The organism is Nocardioides sp. (genome assembly GCF_044226765.1).
Lineage (GTDB): Bacteria > Actinomycetota > Actinomycetes > Propionibacteriales > Nocardioidaceae > Nocardioides.
Genome location: NZ_JBGAGJ010000013.1, coordinates 28,292 through 44,804, shown reverse-complemented (window position 1 = coordinate 44,804; position 16,513 = coordinate 28,292). Strand labels below are relative to the sequence as shown.

20 protein-coding genes are annotated in these 16,513 nt (G+C 74.1%); 13 read left to right on the top strand and 7 right to left on the bottom strand.

Annotated features, from left to right (window positions below; all coding sequences use genetic code 11):
• Nucleotides 1-5 precede the first annotated feature (5 nt).
• The gene (gene miaB, locus ACILRH_RS20440; RefSeq protein ID WP_395695914.1) at nt 6-1,484 is read left to right on the top strand and encodes a tRNA (N6-isopentenyl adenosine(37)-C2)-methylthiotransferase MiaB; all 1,479 of its coding nucleotides are present in this window, start codon (nt 6-8) and stop codon (nt 1,482-1,484) included.
• A 145-nt stretch (nt 1,485-1,629) separates the two neighbouring features.
• Nucleotides 1,630-2,304: a hypothetical protein gene (locus tag ACILRH_RS20435; RefSeq protein ID WP_395695913.1), complete on the top strand. Its 675-nt coding sequence runs from the start codon at nt 1,630-1,632 to the stop codon at nt 2,302-2,304.
• A gap of 8 nt (nt 2,305-2,312) precedes the next feature.
• Here the strand turns inward: ACILRH_RS20435 and ACILRH_RS20430 are convergent, their stop codons facing one another.
• The 5 genes from ACILRH_RS20430 to ACILRH_RS20410 are packed head-to-tail and all read right to left on the bottom strand — an operon-like array spanning nt 2,313 to nt 3,688.
• Entirely contained in the window at nt 2,313-2,600 is a 288-nt protein-coding gene (locus tag ACILRH_RS20430) for a hypothetical protein (protein ID WP_395695912.1), read from the bottom strand.
• Nucleotides 2,597-2,848, bottom strand: a complete 252-nt coding sequence (locus ACILRH_RS20425) for a hypothetical protein (RefSeq protein ID WP_395695911.1) — start codon at nt 2,846-2,848, stop codon at nt 2,597-2,599. The genes ACILRH_RS20430 and ACILRH_RS20425 overlap by 4 nt, the downstream gene beginning before the upstream one ends.
• Nucleotides 2,849-2,865: 17 nt before the next feature.
• Nucleotides 2,866-3,327 carry an NUDIX domain-containing protein gene (locus ACILRH_RS20420; protein WP_395695910.1) on the bottom strand — a complete coding sequence of 154 codons (462 nt, stop codon included), beginning with the start codon at nt 3,325-3,327 and terminating at the stop codon, nt 2,866-2,868.
• Nucleotides 3,324-3,500 (bottom strand): hypothetical protein, encoded by a 177-nt coding sequence (locus ACILRH_RS20415; RefSeq protein ID WP_395695909.1) that lies wholly within the window; start codon nt 3,498-3,500, stop codon nt 3,324-3,326. Before ACILRH_RS20415 ends, ACILRH_RS20420 begins: the two co-directional genes overlap by 4 nt.
• A complete protein-coding gene (locus ACILRH_RS20410) occupies nt 3,500-3,688 on the bottom strand; it encodes a hypothetical protein (RefSeq protein WP_395695908.1) in 189 nt (62 codons plus the stop codon). The genes ACILRH_RS20415 and ACILRH_RS20410 overlap by 1 nt, the downstream gene beginning before the upstream one ends.
• Nucleotides 3,689-3,706: 18 nt before the next feature.
• On the opposite strand from ACILRH_RS20410, the gene miaA reads away from it, so the two are divergent.
• The 9 genes from miaA to ACILRH_RS20365 all read left to right on the top strand — a co-directional run bounded on the left by miaA (nt 3,707) and on the right by ACILRH_RS20365 (nt 12,917).
• A complete protein-coding gene (miaA, locus tag ACILRH_RS20405) occupies nt 3,707-4,663 on the top strand; it encodes a tRNA (adenosine(37)-N6)-dimethylallyltransferase MiaA (protein ID WP_395695907.1) in 957 nt (318 codons plus the stop codon).
• A 4-nt stretch (nt 4,664-4,667) separates the two neighbouring features.
• Nucleotides 4,668-5,600, top strand: a complete 933-nt coding sequence (locus ACILRH_RS20400; protein ID WP_395695906.1) for a helix-turn-helix transcriptional regulator — start codon at nt 4,668-4,670, stop codon at nt 5,598-5,600.
• On the top strand, nt 5,597-6,118 hold the full coding sequence (locus ACILRH_RS20395) for a dihydrofolate reductase family protein (protein WP_395695905.1): 522 nt from the start codon (nt 5,597-5,599) through the stop codon (nt 6,116-6,118). Before ACILRH_RS20400 ends, ACILRH_RS20395 begins: the two co-directional genes overlap by 4 nt.
• 16 nt (nt 6,119-6,134) lie before the next feature.
• On the top strand, nt 6,135-7,949 hold the full coding sequence (ggt, locus tag ACILRH_RS20390; protein WP_395695904.1) for a gamma-glutamyltransferase: 1,815 nt from the start codon (nt 6,135-6,137) through the stop codon (nt 7,947-7,949).
• A gap of 33 nt (nt 7,950-7,982) precedes the next feature.
• Complete coding sequence (locus ACILRH_RS20385; protein WP_395695903.1) at nt 7,983-8,636, top strand: pyridoxamine 5'-phosphate oxidase family protein; 654 nt, start codon at nt 7,983-7,985, stop codon at nt 8,634-8,636.
• Nucleotides 8,629-9,444: a diaminopimelate epimerase gene (gene dapF, locus ACILRH_RS20380; RefSeq protein WP_395695902.1), complete on the top strand. Its 816-nt coding sequence runs from the start codon at nt 8,629-8,631 to the stop codon at nt 9,442-9,444. Before ACILRH_RS20385 ends, dapF begins: the two co-directional genes overlap by 8 nt.
• 180 nt (nt 9,445-9,624) lie before the next feature.
• Entirely contained in the window at nt 9,625-10,401 is a 777-nt protein-coding gene (locus ACILRH_RS20375) for an SDR family NAD(P)-dependent oxidoreductase (RefSeq protein WP_395695901.1), read from the top strand.
• A gap of 168 nt (nt 10,402-10,569) precedes the next feature.
• Nucleotides 10,570-11,712, top strand: coding sequence for a type III PLP-dependent enzyme (locus tag ACILRH_RS20370; RefSeq protein ID WP_395695900.1), 1,143 nt, complete (start codon nt 10,570-10,572; stop codon nt 11,710-11,712).
• Nucleotides 11,713-11,717: 5 nt separating this feature from the next.
• Nucleotides 11,718-12,917: an MFS transporter gene (locus ACILRH_RS20365; protein WP_395695899.1), complete on the top strand. Its 1,200-nt coding sequence runs from the start codon at nt 11,718-11,720 to the stop codon at nt 12,915-12,917.
• Here ACILRH_RS20365 and ACILRH_RS20360 read toward each other — a convergent pair.
• Nucleotides 12,824-13,345 (bottom strand): maleylpyruvate isomerase N-terminal domain-containing protein, encoded by a 522-nt coding sequence (locus ACILRH_RS20360; RefSeq protein ID WP_395695898.1) that lies wholly within the window; start codon nt 13,343-13,345, stop codon nt 12,824-12,826. The two genes, ACILRH_RS20365 and ACILRH_RS20360, sit on opposite strands and share 94 nt — an antisense overlap.
• A gap of 50 nt (nt 13,346-13,395) precedes the next feature.
• Here ACILRH_RS20360 and ACILRH_RS20355 point away from each other — a divergent pair, with 50 nt between their 5' ends.
• Nucleotides 13,396-14,220: a helix-turn-helix domain-containing protein gene (locus ACILRH_RS20355; protein ID WP_395695897.1), complete on the top strand. Its 825-nt coding sequence runs from the start codon at nt 13,396-13,398 to the stop codon at nt 14,218-14,220.
• A 3-nt stretch (nt 14,221-14,223) separates the two neighbouring features.
• Here ACILRH_RS20355 and ACILRH_RS20350 read toward each other — a convergent pair whose 3' ends face one another.
• Nucleotides 14,224-14,889, bottom strand: coding sequence for a nucleoside/nucleotide kinase family protein (locus ACILRH_RS20350; protein ID WP_395695896.1), 666 nt, complete (start codon nt 14,887-14,889; stop codon nt 14,224-14,226).
• Between the two features lie 57 nt (nt 14,890-14,946).
• On the opposite strand from ACILRH_RS20350, the gene hflX reads away from it, so the two are divergent.
• On the top strand, nt 14,947-16,431 hold the full coding sequence (gene hflX, locus ACILRH_RS20345; protein ID WP_395695895.1) for a GTPase HflX: 1,485 nt from the start codon (nt 14,947-14,949) through the stop codon (nt 16,429-16,431).
• Nucleotides 16,432-16,513: the final 82 nt, after the last annotated feature.

The following is a 16,513-nucleotide window of genomic DNA, read 5'->3' as shown; positions in this document are numbered from 1 at the left end:
CTGTCATGCCTGCCACCGCCACCGGACGCACCTACGAGGTCCGCACCTACGGGTGCCAGATGAACGTCCACGACTCCGAGCGCCTCTCCGGCCTGCTCGAGGACGCGGGGTACGCCCGGGTCGCGGCCGGCGAGCAGGCCGACGTGGTGGTGTTCAACACCTGCGCGGTGCGGGAGAACGCCGACAACAAGCTCTACGGCAACCTCGGCCACCTCGCCCCCGTGAAGGCGGCCCGGCCGGGGATGCAGATCGCCGTCGGCGGCTGCCTGGCCCAGAAGGACCGCGCGACGATCACGCAGCGGGCACCCTGGGTCGACGTCGTCTTCGGCACCCACAACATCGGCTCGCTCCCCGCGCTGCTGGAGCGCGCCCGGGTGCAGGACGAGGCGCAGGTCGAGATCCTCGAGTCGCTCGAGGTCTTCCCGTCGACGCTGCCGACCCGGCGCGAGTCGGCGTACGCCGCCTGGGTGTCGGTGTCGGTGGGCTGCAACAACACCTGCACCTTCTGCATCGTCCCGTCGCTGCGCGGCAAGGAGAAGGACCGCCGGCCCGGTGAGGTCCTCGCCGAGGTCGAGGCCCTGGTCGCCGAGGGCGTCTCGGAGATCACGCTGCTCGGCCAGAACGTCAACGCCTACGGCGTCGAGTTCGGCGACCGCCAGGCGTTCTCCAAGCTGCTGCGCGCGTGCGGCTCGATCGACGGGCTGGAGCGGGTGCGGTTCACCAGCCCCCACCCGGCGGAGTTCACCGACGACGTCATCGAGGCGATGGCCGAGACCCCGAACGTGATGCCGCAGCTGCACATGCCGCTGCAGTCGGGCTCCGACAAGGTCCTGCGCGACATGCGGCGCTCCTACCGGCAGCAGAAGTTCCTCGGGATCATCGAGCGGGTGCGGGCGGCGATGCCCGACGCGGCGATCACCACCGACATCATCGTCGGCTTCCCCGGTGAGACCGAGGAGGACTTCCAGGAGACCCTGCACGTCGTGCGCGAGGCGCGGTTCTCTGGTGCGTTCACCTTCCAGTACTCCCCGCGACCGGGCACGCCGGCGGCCACGATGCCCGACCAGGTGCCGCCCGACGTCGTCAAGGACCGCTACCAGCGCCTGGTCGCCCTGGTCGACGAGATCGCCTGGGCGGAGAACCAGCGCCTGGTCGGCCGCACCGTCGAGCTGATGGTCGCCGAGGGGGAGGGCCGCAAGGACGCCGCGACGCACCGGATGTCGGGGCGCGGCCCGGACAACCGGCTGGTCCACTTCGCGGTGGAGCCGGGCACCGAGGTGCGCCCGGGTGACCTGGTGACGGTCGAGGTCACCTACGCCGCGCCGCACCACCTGGTCGCCGACCGGCTGGTCGCGGTGCGCCGCACCCGCTCCGGCGACGCCTGGCAGGCGCGCACCTCGAGCCCCGCCGCCGCGGGGGTGTCGCTGGGCATGCCCGCCGTCGGCGCGCCCGCGCCGCTGCCGGACGCGCCCGCCTGCCGCTGAGGGGCCGGGACGGCCCGGTAGTCGTCCACAGGGGCCGTCAGCAGCGCCGTCGTCCACAGGCGCGGGCCGTGGCTGTCGCCGACCGGGGGTCCGGTCGCGGAGGCTGGCGCACGTCTCCTCGGTCTCGGGAAAGGAACCCACCCTCATGCGCACCACCACGATCGCGGCCGCCGTGCTCGGCCTGCTCGCCACCACGCTCGCCGGCGCCGGAGCCGGTTCGGCGGCCCCCGGCTACGAGGCCCGGGCGAGCCTCTCCGGTCATCGCACCTGCACCGAGCGCGCGACCGAGGGCGTCACGCGGCGCACGCTGGTCCTGGACAACTCCCGCTCGCGCAAGCGCGCCCAGTTCAAGGTGGTCCGCGACGGCGACCGCTTCGCCGACCCGGTCGTCTACAGCTGGGTCCCGGCCGGCAAGCGGAAGACGGTCACCGTGTCGGTCCGGCAGCGCAGCACCGTGTCGGTGCGGGTCCGGGTGCCGGAGATGGGCCGTCAGGAGCTGCGCCTCTCGGCGACGGTCGCGGCGCTCGCCTCGTGCTACGTGCCCGTCGTCGACCCGCGGGCCTCACTCGGCGGCGTGGCCTGCCACGGCGCCGACTCGGTCGCCCAGGTCGTGCTCGACAACCGGTCGACCACCGACGACGACGTCGTCTACCGGGTCGCGTCGTCCTACGGCGCCTCGACGGCGGCGTTCACCGTGGCGCCGGCGTCGTCGACCAACGACTACCTGCCGGTCCCGCCCGGTCGGTGGACCCACGTGCGGGTCACCGCGGCCGGCGAGACCCTGCTGGAGCTCGACGTGGCCGCCGTGAGCTGTCCGTAGACCTCGACCTAGACCTCGTCGTCCGCGCGCGGGTCGGCGTCGGAGTAGCCGGCCCTGGGTGGCAGGCCCATGGGGTTGTCCTCCGGGTTGCCGGTGGACTGCTCGGGCAGCGTCTCCTCATCCGGAGAGCGCTCCTGGCGCGAGACGTCGCGCAGGCCGTCGGTGGCGTCCTGCCCGGGGCCGGTGTGGCCGGTCCGCTCGCTGCTGACACCCATCTCGCCGGCAGCGCGCTCCGGCCCGGTCGAACCGGGGGTGGAGGACTGCAGGTCCTCCCGGGAGTCGTCGCGGCCGGTCATGCGGGCGACTCCCGCTCCGGCTCGTCGTGCTCGCCGTCCTCGCTGCGGGTCGCCTCGGTGGAGGTGTCCTCCCCCTCGGCGACCGACTCCTTGAGCGGGTCGGGGACGGACCCGTCCAGCGAGGGGTTGTCCTCCGGTGCGAGGTCGGGGACGGTGTGGTCCTCGTTCTCCGGCAGCGCGTCCACACCGCCGGGGTTGGGCTCGCCGGGCTCGATGGTGGGCGTGGGCTGTGGCCCGAGATCCGCCATGGGTCTCCCTCCCTGGATCAGAAGCCGAACGTCGAGTACGCCGCCGTCGTACCCGATCGGACGGCGTCCAACACGGCGCGCTCGTGCGGCACGACCGGCTCGGGGAGGTCGTCGAGGCGGCACCAGCGCAGCGCGGCCGCCTTGGTGGGCTCGAGGATCCGCGGCTCGCCCGACCACGACCGGGAGGTGAAGAAGAAGTCGATGCGCTCGTCGATCGGCTCGCCGCCGCGGGTGCGCTGCATCGCGGTGACGAACTCCAGCGCCACCTCGGTGACACCGATCTCCTCCAGCGCCTCGCGGCGCGCGGCGTCGTACGCCGTCTCGCCCCGCTCGACGTGCCCCGCGGCCGCGGCCGCCCAGTGCTCGTCCATGAAGCCGGTGTTCTGGCGCAGCTGCAGCAGCACCTGCGTCGCCTCGCCCGTCCCGCGCAGCAGGAAGACGTAGGCGGCCGGGACGACCACGAAGCGGCCGTCGATCACTCCTCGGCCTCGGTCGCCGGTTCCAGGTCCTGCGGCGTCGCCTCGGGCTCCCCGAGCGGGTCGTAGTGGGTGCCGGTGTCGCCCGACACCACCTCTCGCTCGTCGGCCTCGTACTCCTCCTCGTCGGGCCGCTCGTCGGGCGCGACGTCCTCGGTCATGTCGAACTCGCTCATCACTGCCCTCCCGCGTCGTCCGACGGCTCGTCGAGCGACGTCTCCGCGTTCTGCTCCTGAGTCTCCTCCTGCTCGGCCCCGCGCGCACCGGCATCGGCGGGGTCGACCAGCTCGCTGCCGTGCTCGCCGGGCGGGGTGCCGGTGGGCAGCGGTGGCTGGTCCTGCTCCTCGGGGATCGGGGCGGTCATGGCTGCCACACTAGCCACGTGCCGACGCCCACCCCTCACGCCGTCGTGGCCGTGGTGGGCGCGACCGCGTCGGGCAAGACCGGTCTCTCCCTCGACCTCGCCGAGCGGCTGGACGGGGAGGTCGTCAACACCGACGCGATGCAGGTCTACCGCGGCATGGACATCGGGACGGCGAAGCTCCCGGTCGACCAGCGGCGCGGCATCCCGCACCACCTGCTCGACACCCTCGGGGTGCGCGACCCCGCGACGGTGGCCGAGTTCCAGGGCTGGGCGCGCGCCGCGATCGCCGACATCCGGGGCCGGGGCGCCACGCCGGTGCTGGTGGGTGGGTCGGCGCTCTACACGCGCGCCGTCCTGGACCGGTTCGAGTTCCCCGGCACCGACGAGGTGGTCCGCGCCCGGCTCGAGCTCGAGCTCGCGGAGCTGGGCCCCGCGGCGCTGCACGAGCGGCTGCGGGCCGTCGACCCGGAGGCGGCCGACCGGATCCTGGTCAAGAACGGTCGTCGCACCGTGCGCGCCCTCGAGGTCGTCGAGATCACCGGCCGGCCGTTCACCGCCTCGCTGCCGCGCCTGGAGTACGTCGACCCCGCCACCGTCCAGGTCGGCGTGGACATCGACCGGCCGACCCTGGACCGGCGGATCGAGCAGCGCGTGAACGCGATGTTCGAGGCCGGGCTCGTCGCCGAGGTCGAGCGCCTGCTGGCCGAGGGACTGGCGGAGGGGCGCACGGCGTCCCGCGCGATCGGCTACCGCGAGGTGGCGGCGTACCTCGCCGGGGAGATCGGCCTCGACGAGGCCCGGGAGAGGACGGTGGTCGCGACCCGGCGGTTCTCGCGGCGGCAGGACGCGTGGTTCCGCAAGGACCCGCGGATCACCTGGATCCGCCACGACGACTGGGACCTGGTCGAGAAGGCGCTCGGAGTGATCTCGAGCAAGATCGGTCAAGCGGTGGACGGCGGGTCCCGGCCAGACTGAGCCCATGGCCACGACGGGACGAGACCGGCTGCGCGAGCTGCTCGACGCGGTGCTGGACGAGGAGCACCGCACGCTCGGGGAGATGGCCGGCGGGGCCTTCGCGTCGCCGTACCACTTCACCCGCCAGCTGTCCGCGGCCGCCGGCGAGCCGCCGGTCGCGATGCGCCGCCGGGTGATGCTCGAACGGTCCGCCTGGCGGCTGCGCGCGGGCGCCTCGGTGACGGACGTGGCGTTCGAGGCGGGCTACGAGTCCGTCGAGGGGTTCAGCCGGGCGTTCGCGCGCGCCTACGGCCACCCACCGTCGCAGCCGGTCGCCGGCTCGCACTGGCTGCCGGCGCCGAACGGCATCCACTTCCACTCGCCCACCTCGCTGTGGGTCCACGCCCGGGAGCACGCCATGGACCGACCCACGGACCTGATGGTCCACCACGACCTCGACGACACCCGGACGCTGCTGGACCTCGCGAAGCAGGTGCCGGAGGAGGACTACCGCCGCGAGCTGCGTCCGCTCCTCACCTGGGAGGGCGAGGAGGCGACGCTGGCCCAGGTGCTCGAGCGGCACGTCTACACCAAGGAGGTGTGGCTGGCCGCGATCCGCGGTGACGACCTCCCGGCCGACCGGGCCGACGACCCGGCGGCACTGGTGCGTCGACACGACGCCGTCGCGCCGCGGTGGCTGGAGACCGTGCGCGACATCGAGCGGCGCCGGGCCTGGGACGACCGCATCGTCGACGCGCTCTGCGACCCGCCCGAGAGCTTCGTGCTCGGCAGCGTCCTCGCCCACGTGCTGTTGTGGTCCGCGCAGCGCCGCCTGGGCGCCCGCGCCATGCTCGTCGACCTCGGTGTCGAGGTCGACATGGACGACGGGGACCCCATCACCTGGCTGCGACGACGCGCGGCCGATCGTGACGACGGCGGCGAGGGAGGCGAGCGGTGACGACCATCTACTACACCGCCTGCTCGCTCGACGGGTTCATCGCCGACCCCGACCACTCCCTGTCGTGGCTGTTCCGCCAGGACATCGACCCGGACGGGCCGATGAGCTACGGCGGCTTCCGGGCCGCCATCGGCGCCCTCGCGCTCGGTGCCTCGACCTACCAGTTCGTCCTGGGCGAGCCGGGCGGCTGGGAGTACACCCTGCCCACCTGGGTCTTCACCCACCGGGACTTCCCCGCGCAGGAGGGCGTCACCTTCACGACCGACGACGTGCGATCGGTCCACGCCGCCATGACCGAGGCTGCCGCCGGCCAGGACCTGTGGGTGATGGGCGGCGGCGACCTGGTCGGCCAGTTCGCCGACGCGGGCCTGCTCGACGAGGTGTGGGTGCAGTACGCACCGGTGACGCTCGGCGGCGGCGCGCCGCTGCTGCCGCGTCGGCTCGACCTGAGGCTGGAGGAGCAGGCGCGCAACCGGGACTTCCTGTGCGCGCGGTACACCGTTTCGGGCCCGTTCTGACCGGGCACGGGGGTGCATGCGTCTCGGGATCGTCGTGCTGTCCGCTGCCCTCGCCTCCGTCGCTCTCGCCCCGGCGGCACCGGCCTCCGCCATGAGCGGTGACGGTCCGCCCCGGCGCGCCACCGCCGTGGGCACCGGCGGCGCGGTCACGTCCGTGGACCCCTACGCATCGCGGGTCGGCCTGCGGGTGCTGCGGCACGGCGGCAACGCCGTCGACGCGGCCGTGGCCACGGCCGCCGCGCTCGGGGTCACCGAGCCGTTCAGCTCGGGCATCGGCGGTGGCGGCTACTTCGTCTACCACGACGCCCGGTCCGGCACCGTCCGCACCATCGACGGGCGCGAGACCGCGCCGGCCGCGATGCGCCACGACGCCTTCATCGATCCCTCGACCGGTGAGCCGTACAACTTCTCCCCCGAGCTGGTGACCAGCGGGGTGTCCGTCGGGGTGCCCGGGACCCTCGCCACGTGGGAGCGCGCCCTGCAGCGCTGGGGGAGCCGGTCGCTGGCTCAGTCGCTCCGCCCCGCCGCGCGGCTGGCCGACCGCGGCTTCGTGGTGGACCGGACCTTCCACGACCAGGTGGTGCAGAACGAGCGCCGGTTCAAGGCCTTCGTCCCCTCCCGCGCGCTCTACTGGCGCGACGGCCACGCACCGCGGGTCGGCAGCACGTTCCGCAACCCCGACCTCGCCGACACCTACCGGCTGCTGATGCGCAAGGGCACCCGCCCGTTCTACCGCGGCGCCCTCGGCCGCGAGGTCGTCCGTGCGGTCCGCCGGCCACCCACGACCAGGAACACGACGCTGCCGGTGCCGCGGGGCTCGATGGTGCGTCGGGACCTGGCGCGGTACCGGGCGCTGGACCGGCGGCCCACGCACAGCGACTACCGCGGGCTCGACGTCTACGGGATGGCGCCCTCCTCGTCGGGCGGCTCGACGGTCGGCGAGGCGCTCGACATCCTCGAGCGCGGCGACCTGTCCCGGATGTCCAGGGTCCAGGCCCTGCACCGCTACCTCGAGGCCAGCGCGCTTGCGTTCGCCGACCGGGGCGCCTACGTCGGTGACCCGGCGTTCGTCCGGGTCCCGCTGCGCGACCTGCTCTCCGACCGGTTCGCCGCCGAGCGCGCCTGCGCCATCGACCCCGACCAGGCGATGGAGAAGCCCGTCGAGGCCGGCGACGTGACGTCGTACGACGGGCGCTGCCCGGCCGGGCGGTCCACCGCGACCACCACGAACGACACCGAGAACACCCAGACGACCAACCTCACCGTCGCGGACCGCTGGGGCAACGTCGTGGAGTACACGCTGACCATCGAGCAGACCGGCGGGTCCGGGATCGTGGTGCCCGGTCGCGGGTTCCTGCTCAACAACGAGCTGACCGACTTCACCGCGGTCTACGACAAGGCCGACCCCAACCGCATCGAGCCGCTCAAGCGGCCGCGGTCGTCGATGTCGCCGACGATCCTGCTGCGCCACGGCCGGCCCTACCTCGCGGTGGGCTCGCCCGGCGGGTCGACGATCATCACCACCGTCCTGCAGGTCCTCGTCGACCGCATCGATCTCGGCATGTCGCTGCCGCAGGCGATCGCGGCGCCGCGGGCGACGCAGCGCAACACCCCGCAGGACCTCGCGGAGCCGGGCTTCGTCCAGCGGTACGGCGACGCGCTCCGCGCGCTGGGCCACGACGTGCAGGTCTACGACGACGTGTTCACCGGCACCCACGAGATCGGGGCGGCGACCGGGATCGACTTCGGGCCCGGCCGCCGGCTGACCGCTGCCGCGGAGCCGACGCGGCGCGGCGGGGGGTCGGCGCTGGTGGTGCACCCGCGGCGCTGAGCGGCCCGGTCGCTCCGCCGGTACCGTGGTGGGGTGACGACCACACCCGCCCGGTCGGCCGGCTGGACCGAGATCACCACCGTCGACGAGCTCGTCGACCTGCTCGGCGAGCCGCACCCGCGTGCGCGGGACAAGGCCCGGCCGGCGCTGCTCGAGGTCGACCGGGACTGGCTCGCGGCGTCGCCGTTCTGCGTGATGGCGACGGCGTCGGCGACCGGTGAGTGCGACGCCTCGCCCAAGGGCGACCCCGCCGGCCAGCTCGTGCACGTCATCGACGAGCACACGATCGCGCTGGCCGAGCGGCCCGGCAACAAGCGGGCCGACGGCTACAAGAACATCCTGGACAATCCGCACGTCGGGCTGAACTTCCTCATCCCCGGGCGCGGCGACACCCTGCGGATCAACGGACGGGCGCGGCTCGTGAGCGACGCGCCGTTCTTCGACGAGATGGTCGTCAAGGGCCACCGGCCGGTGCTGGCGGTGGTGGTCGACATCGACGAGCTGTTCTTCCACTGTGCGAAGGCGTTCCTGCGCTCGGGGATCTGGCAGCCGGAGACGTGGGACCCCGAGGGCCGGGTGCCGCGGCGGGCGGTCATCGCCCGGGAGGTCGAGCCGAGCGGGATGACCGTCGAGCAGCTCGACGACTACTACAAGCCGGAGAACTACAGCCGGGGACTCTATGGCTGAGTACGACTTCCTCAAGGGCCACGGCACCGAGAACGACTTCGTGCTGCTGCCCGACCACGACGGCAGCGTGCACGGCGGGCTGTCCGAGGCCGCGATGGCCGACCGGGTGCGAGCGCTGTGCGACCGACGCGCCGGGATCGGCGGCGACGGGGTGCTGCGGGTCGTGCAGGAGGACGGCCGGTGGTTCATGGACTACCGCAACGCCGACGGGTCGCTGTCGGAGATGTGCGGCAACGGGATCCGGGTCTTCGCCCGGCACCTGGTCGACGAGGGTCTCGCCGACCCGGCCGAGCCGATCCCCGTCGGGACCCGCGACGGGGTCAAGCTGGTGACGGTGTCCGGCGAGCAGGTGACCGCCGACATGGGCCGGCCCCGGCTCCTCGGCGAGACCAAGGTGTCGGTGCCCGGCCACGCCTGGGTCGCCCGGCACGTCGACATGGGCAACCCCCACGCCGTCGCCTTCGTCGACGCGCTGTCCGACGCGGGTCCGCTCACCGACGCCCCCGAGCACGACCCCGCGACGTACCCCGCCGGGGTCAACGTCGAGTTCGTCGTCCGCCGCGGCGAGCGGCACGTCGCGATGCGCGTCCACGAGCGGGGCTCGGGGGAGACCCGCTCCTGCGGCACCGGGGCCTGCGCGGTCATGGTGGCCGCCGCCGTCGCCGACGGGGCCCGGCCGGCCGACCAGCCGGTGTCCTACCGCGTGGACGTGCCCGGCGGCACCCTCACCGTCACCTGGACCCCCGACGACCGGGTCCTCCTCACCGGCCCCGCCGTCGTCGTCGCCCGGGGCCGGACGGCGCTGTAGGGCGTTCGTTTCACCGGTCGACCGGCGAAACNNNGCGCTCTCGGCGTGTCTGCACGTTTCCCCTGACGACCCCCCTCGGGCGAGCTCCTGCGATCGGCTGAGGAGATCCACCCGCAGCGCCGCCGAAACCCGCGAACCGACCGTGACAGTGGCGCTGTCGCGGTGGCTATGCTCCGGGCCATGGACATCAAGGGAGCAAGTGCGATCGTCACCGGCGGCGCGTCGGGGATCGGCGCGGCGGCGGCGCGGCAGCTGGCCGCGAGGGGCGCGGTCGTGGTGGTCGCGGACCTGCAGGCCGACAAGGGTGAGGCGCTCGCCCAGGAGATCGGCGGCGTCTTCGCCCAGGTCGACGTCACGAACACCGACCAGATCAAGGCCGCGGTCGACGCCGCCGCCGAGATCGCGCCGCTGCGCGCGTGCGTCAACTCCGCCGGCATCGGCTGGGCGCAGCGCACCATCGGCCGCGACGGGGAGTTCGACTCCGCCCACGACCTCGAGGCGTTCCGCAAGGTCATCGCGATCAACCTGATCGGCACCTTCGACATGACCCGGCTCGCCGCGACCGCGATGAGCCGCAACGAGCCCGACGAGGACGGCTGCCGCGGCGCGATCGTCAACCTCGCGAGCGTGGCCGCCTTCGACGGCCAGATCGGGCAGGCGTCGTACTCCGCGTCCAAGGGCGGCGTCGTCGGCATGACCCTCCCGGTGGCGCGCGACCTGTCGGCCGCGGGCATCCGCCTCAACACGATCGCCCCCGGCCTGATCGACACCCCGATCTACGGCGAGGGCGAGGCGTCGGAGGCGTTCAAGGCCAACCTCGGCCAGAACGTGCTCTTCCCCAAGCGCCTCGGCGTCCCGGACGAGCTGGCCAGCATGGTCGTCGAGTGCATCACCAACAGCTACATGAACGCCGAGGTGATCCGCGTCGACGGCGGCATCCGGATGCCTCCGAAGTGAGCTGCCCTGGCCCGAGCTCGCGAGGGCCAGGGGTTGGCAGCCAGGTCGAGTAGCCCCGCGACCGACGAAGGAGGTCGCGACGGGCGTATCGAGACCTCGGTGACCAGTCGCAGCAACCCGGGCCGCCGCCGTCGTATCTGACGGCCGCGGCCCTGCTCCTGCAGGGGCATGAGCGTCCTCGCACCTGTCGCCGTCGCCCCCGCCCGGCTCACCCCGGTCGAGCCCTACCTCGAGCTGTCGGTCCCGACGGCGGTACGCCGGCTCCGCGCGCTGGTCGCCGCGCTGCCCGGCACCGCGATCCACTACGCGGTCAAGGCCAACCCCGACCCGGTGCTGCTCCGCGCGCTGCACGCCGCGGGCAGCCGCTTCGACGTCGCCAGCCCTGCCGAGGTCGTCGCGGCCATCGAGGCCGGCGCCCGCCCCGAGGACCTCGTCTACTCCAACCCGGTGAAGCGGCGCGCCGACGTCGCGTACGCCGCCGCCCTCGGCGTCCGGGTCTTCGTCGTCGACAGCCCCGAGGAGACGGTGAAGGTCGCCGCGGCGGCGCCCGGTGCCGCGGTGCTCTGCCGGCTGGTGACGTCCGGGGAGGGGTCGGACTGGCCGCTCTCGCGCAAGTACGGCTGCTCCACCGGCGAAGCGGTCCACATCCTCTCGGCGGCTGCGGCGCTCGGGCTGCAGCCGGCGGGGGTGTCCTTCCACGTCGGCTCCCAGCAGCGCGACCCCGAGGCGTGGGGCCCGCCCATCGCCGCTGCCGCCCGGGTCTTCGCCGCGCTGCGTGCGGACGGCCTCGCGCCGTGGCTGCTCGACCTCGGGGGCGGGTTCCCGGCCCGGCTGGCCGACGACGGCGCGGACCGGTGCCCGCCGCTGGCGGCGTACGGCGAGGCGATCGACCGGCACCTGACCCGGGCGTTCGGCGCCGACCGCCCGCAGACCCTCGTCGAGCCGGGTCGCGCCGTGGTCGCGGAGGCGGGTGTGCTGCACTGCCGGGTCGTCGCCACCCTCGTGCGCGGCGGCACCCGGTGGGTCTTCCTCGACGCCGGTGTCTTCACGGGCCTGGTGGAGACGCTCGACGAGGCGATCCGCTACCCGCTGCGCACCGAGCGCGACGGCGGCCCCACCGGACCGTGCGTGCTCGCGGGGCCGACGTGCGACAGCGCCGACGTGCTCTACGAGCAGACCATGGTGGACCTGCCGCTGGACCTCGTCGAGGGCGACCGGGTGTGGCTGGAGTCGGCCGGGGCGTACACCACCTGCTACTCCACCGTCGGCTTCAACGGCTTCCCGCCGCTGACGACCGTGCGCCGCGGCTGACTGCCGTGAACGCCCCCCTGCTGCGCACGCTCGGTGGGTACGCCGCCGCGTCGCTCGCCACCGCGCTGCCCTGGCCGCTGCTGCTCGTCCTCGCCTGGGACGAGTGGGGCGGGGCCGCCGCCGGGCTGGTCGCCGCGGCCCGGATGGCGCCCTACGTGCTGCTGTCCTGGGCGGTGGGGACCCTCGGCGACCGGGTCCGTCGCGACCGGCTCGTGCTCGCGACCCTGCTGCTGCGCCTGGTCCTCCTCGCCGGTACGGCGGTCGCGCTCGCGGCCGGGTCGTTGCTCACCGCGGTGCTGCTGGCCGGTCTGGCCGTCGCGAGCGGGCTGCCGGCGTACCCCGCGATCGGCGCGGCGGTGCCGGTCCTCGCGGGTGACCGGCGTGCTCGCGCCACCGACGCGCTGGTCACCATCGAGGTGTCGGCGTGGGTCGTCGGGCCGGCCGTCGGCGGCCTGCTGCTGCTCCCGGCCACCCGGGCCTGGGTGCCGGGCCTGGCCGTCGCGCTGGTCGCCGCGGCCGTGGTGGCGGTCGCCGGCGTCCGGCTGCCCAGCCCCCCGCAGGAGCGGCGCGTGGACGGGGGTCTCGGGCCGATGCTGCGGTCGCTCGCCGGCAACCGGCCCGCGCTGCTCGCGCTGGCGACCGCCGGGCTGGTCAACCTCGTGGCGTCGGCGACGGCGCTCGCGCTGCTGCCGCTGACCCGGGAGGCGTGGGACCAGGGGGACGCCGGCTACGGGGTCGCGACCGCGTGGCTCGGGTTCGGCGCGCTCGCCGCCCCGTTGCTGTGGTGGCTCACCGGACGGCGGGCCACCGGCCTCCTCGTGCTGGGCGGCGCGACCGTCGTGGCCGGCCTGACGCCGGTGCCGGGCATCGCCCTACCGGTCCTGGCGCTCGCCGGTGCGGTGGCCGTCGTCGTCGAGAGCTCGGTGACCCAGACCGTCCAGGTCGAGGTGCCCGACGAGCACCGCGCCGGCGCGCTCGGCGTCGGCGACAGCGTGATGGTGCTGGGCGCGCTGCTCGGGTCGCTGGTGGCCCCGGCCCTGGTCGGGCTCGGAGGACCGCGACTGGCGTTCGTGCTCTGCGCCGGGGCCTGCCTGCTCGCGGCGGGCGCGGCTCAGGCCCGGCGGCCCGTCCGCGCCAGCAGCCGCGCCTGGCGCGAGGCGTCCTCGGGCGCGTCGATGGGGCCGGTGAAGACGCCGTCGTCGTAGGCGTGGTCGCCGAACGCCTCGAACGCTCCCTCGACCGCGTCGAGCTCGTCGTCGGTGAAGGTCGTCGGCCGGCCGTTGGAGCTGCCGAGGTCCCAGCCGTGCACCACCAGGTCGAACCCGTAGAAGTGGTCGAGGGTCGCGCCGATCGTGGTACGGCCGAGGAAGCCGTCGTACTCGCGGGCCAGCAGGTCGGGGGTCAGCCGAGGGCGTACGGCGACCAGGTGGGCCGCCCAGAGCTCGGCCGGTGTCCCGCCCGGCCGGTCGCCGAGCTCGACGTCGTGCCCGGCGAGGAACTGCCGCTCGGTGTCGACGACGTGGTCGACGACGTCGGCGGCGGTCCAGCCCGCGCACGGACTCGGTGCCGACCAGTCGGTGGTCGCCTCGACGGTGGCGGAGAAGCGGTCTGCTGCCTGGAGGAAGAAGGTCATGCAGCCAGCATCGGCGGGGACCGTCCGTGACTCTTGCAAGAATCCGACACATGACGACGTCTCGGCCCGGTGCCCGCCGCGTCGACCCGATCGAGCGGGCGCACCTGCTCGACGCCTCCGGCTACACACCGCCGATCCACCGGTTCGCGCCGTCGCCGGAGCTCGCGCCCCTGGTGCGCCGCTACTGGATGCCGGTCTGGTCGCTGCCGGACGGCCAGGCGTCCGTGCAGCGGGTGCTGCAGTACCCGGTCTGCCTGCTCGTCGTCTCCCACGAGTACGCGCTGCTCGTCGGCCCCGCCAGCGGGCTGTCCACCCAGGAGCTCCGTGGGTCGGGGTGGGCGCTGGGCACCATGCTCCAGCCGGCCGCCGGCACCGCGCTGGCCGGCGGACCCGTCACGGCGCTGACCGACCGGGCGGTCCCGCTCGCCGACGAGGCGCTGGTCGTCGGGATCCGGGCCGCCGTCGGCGATCAGCCCGAGGACCCCGCTCGCCAGCAGGCGGCGGTCGCGCTGGTCGAGGAGGCGCTGGTGCGGCTGCTGCCGGTCGACGAGGAGGGGCTCCTGGTCAACGCGATCGTGGAGTTCGTCGAGGCCGACCCCGACGTCCAGCGGGTGAGCCAGGTGTGCGAGAAGTTCGCCCTCACCGAGCGCACCCTGCAGCGGCTCACCGCGCGGCGGATCGGGCTCAGCCCGAAGTGGCTGGTCCAGCGCCGCCGGCTGCACGAGGCGGCCCAGCGCCTGCGCAGGCAGGAGCGTCCCGACCTGGCGCGGGTCGCGGCCGAGCTCGGGTACGCCGACCAGGCGCACTTCAGCCGGGACTTCCGGGCGGTCACCGGGCTCACGCCGGGGGAGTTCGCCGCCGAGCCGCGGCCGTGAGGATCAGCCGCCCAGGTCGACGCTGCCCAGGTCGACGCTGCCCAGGTCGACGCTGCCCAGGTCGACGCTGCCCAGGTCGACGCTGCCCAGGTCGACGCTGCCCAGGTCGATGACGAGGTCCGCGCGCGGTGCGGCCGCCTCCACCAGCGCCGCGTTGGCGTCGTCGACCCGCGCCACCCAGGCCCGAGCCTCGTCCCGGGTCTTGCCGAACTCGACGTGCCGGGCGACCAGCCGCTCCCGGCGTACCGCGTCGTCGGTGACCAGGTGCCACACCAGGTCCAGCTCCGCCCGGACGGCCCGCCAGCGCGGCTCGTCGAGCAGCAGGTAGTTGCCCTCGGTGACGACCGTCCCGGTCGGCGGCACCCACAGCGCACCGGCGAGCGGCTGCTCGAGGTCGCGCTCGAAGGCCGGCGCGACGAGGTCGTCCTCCCCGGCGCGCACCCGGCGCAGGAGGGCGGCGTACCCCGGTGCGTCGAAGGTCTCCGGCGCTCCCTTGCGGTCGCGCAGCCCGCGGCGCTCGAGCTCGACGTCGGCGTAGTGGAATCCGTCCATCGGGACGACCGGCAGACCCAGGCGGTCGTGCAGCGCGGCGGCGAGCGTCGACTTGCCCGCGCCGGGTGCGCCGGTGATGCCGAGCAGCCGGGTCCCGGGCGGGATCGGGGGAATCACGCGGGCCAGGTTAAGCGTTGTGCAGGGCAGATGAACGACACGTACGCTGCCCCGCATATGACGAACGCACCGGACTTCAGTCTCGACGAGGAGCTCGAGGCCACCGACGCCTGGGAGGACGACGACTTCCAGAGCGGCTACCTCGACGAGCCCGATCCCGAGGCCGGAGCCGACGACCCGACCACCGGCGACCTCGACCTCGCCGAGCGCCACCAGCTGCGCCGCGTCGCGAGCCTGCGCACCGAGCTCGAGGACATCACCGAGGTCGAGTACCGCCAGCTCCGCCTGGAGCGGGTCGTGCTCGTCGGCGTCTGGACCGAGGGCTCGGTCGAGGACGCCGAGAACTCGATCGCCGAGCTCGCGCTGCTGGCCGAGACGGCCGGCTCGGAGGTGCTCGACGCGATCTACCAGCGGCGCCAGTCACCCGACCCGGCGACGTACGTCGGCCGCGGCAAGGTCGACGGCCTGAAGGAGATCGTGCAGGCCACCGGCGCCGACACGGTCGTGTGCGACGGCGAGCTGGCGCCCAGCCAGCTGCGCAACCTCGAGGACCGGCTCGGCGTCAAGGTCGTCGACCGCACCGCGCTGATCCTCGACATCTTCGCCCAGCACGCGAAGTCGCGCGAGGGCCAGGCGCAGGTCGAGCTCGCCCAGCTCAACTACATGAAGCAGCGGCTGCGCGGCTGGGGCGGCAACCTGTCGCGCCAGGCCGGCGGCCGGGTCGCGGCCGGCGCGGGCATCGGCGGTCGTGGCCCCGGTGAGACCAAGATCGAGACCGACCGCCGCCGGATCAACACCAAGATCGCCAAGCTGCGTCGCGACCTGCGCGAGATGAAGGGCACCCGTGACACCAAGCGCCAGGAGCGGCGTCGCCACCAGGTCCCCAGCGTCTCGATCGCGGGCTACACCAACGCGGGCAAGTCCTCGCTGCTCAACCGGCTCACCAACGCCGGCGTGCTGGTCGAGGACGCCCTGTTCGCGACCCTGGACCCGACGACGCGGCGCACCACCACCGCGGACGGGCGGATCTACACGATGAGCGACACCGTCGGCTTCGTGCGGCACCTGCCGCACCAGCTGGTGGAGGCGTTCCGCAGCACGTTGGAGGAGGTCGCCGACTCCGACCTGGTCCTCCACGTGGTTGACGGCTCGCACCCCGACCCCGAGGGGCAGATCGCCGCGGTGCGCGAGGTGTTCGCCGAGATCGGCGCCTCCGAGGTGCCCGAGCTGATCGTGATCAACAAGTCCGACGCCGCCGACCCGATGGTGGTCGCCCGGCTGCGCCAGCGCGAGCCGCACTCGGTCGTGGTCTCTGCCCGGACGGGCGAGGGGATCGCCGAGGCGCTGCAGGTCATCGAGGGCGAGCTGCCCCGCCCCGCCGTGGAGTTCACGGCCCTGGTGCCCTACGAGCGCGGCGACCTGATCAACCGGCTCCACCAGCACGGGGAGATCACCTCGATGGAGCACACCGGCGACGGCACGCTGGTCGTCGGCCGCGCCCACGAGGACCTCGCCGGCGAGCTCGCGGCGTACTCGGCCTGACCCGCCGACTCGGCGCTACTGCCGCGCCTGAATCCGCATTGGCGCCGACTCGGCGGGGGTGGGACCTGCATTGGCGCCGACT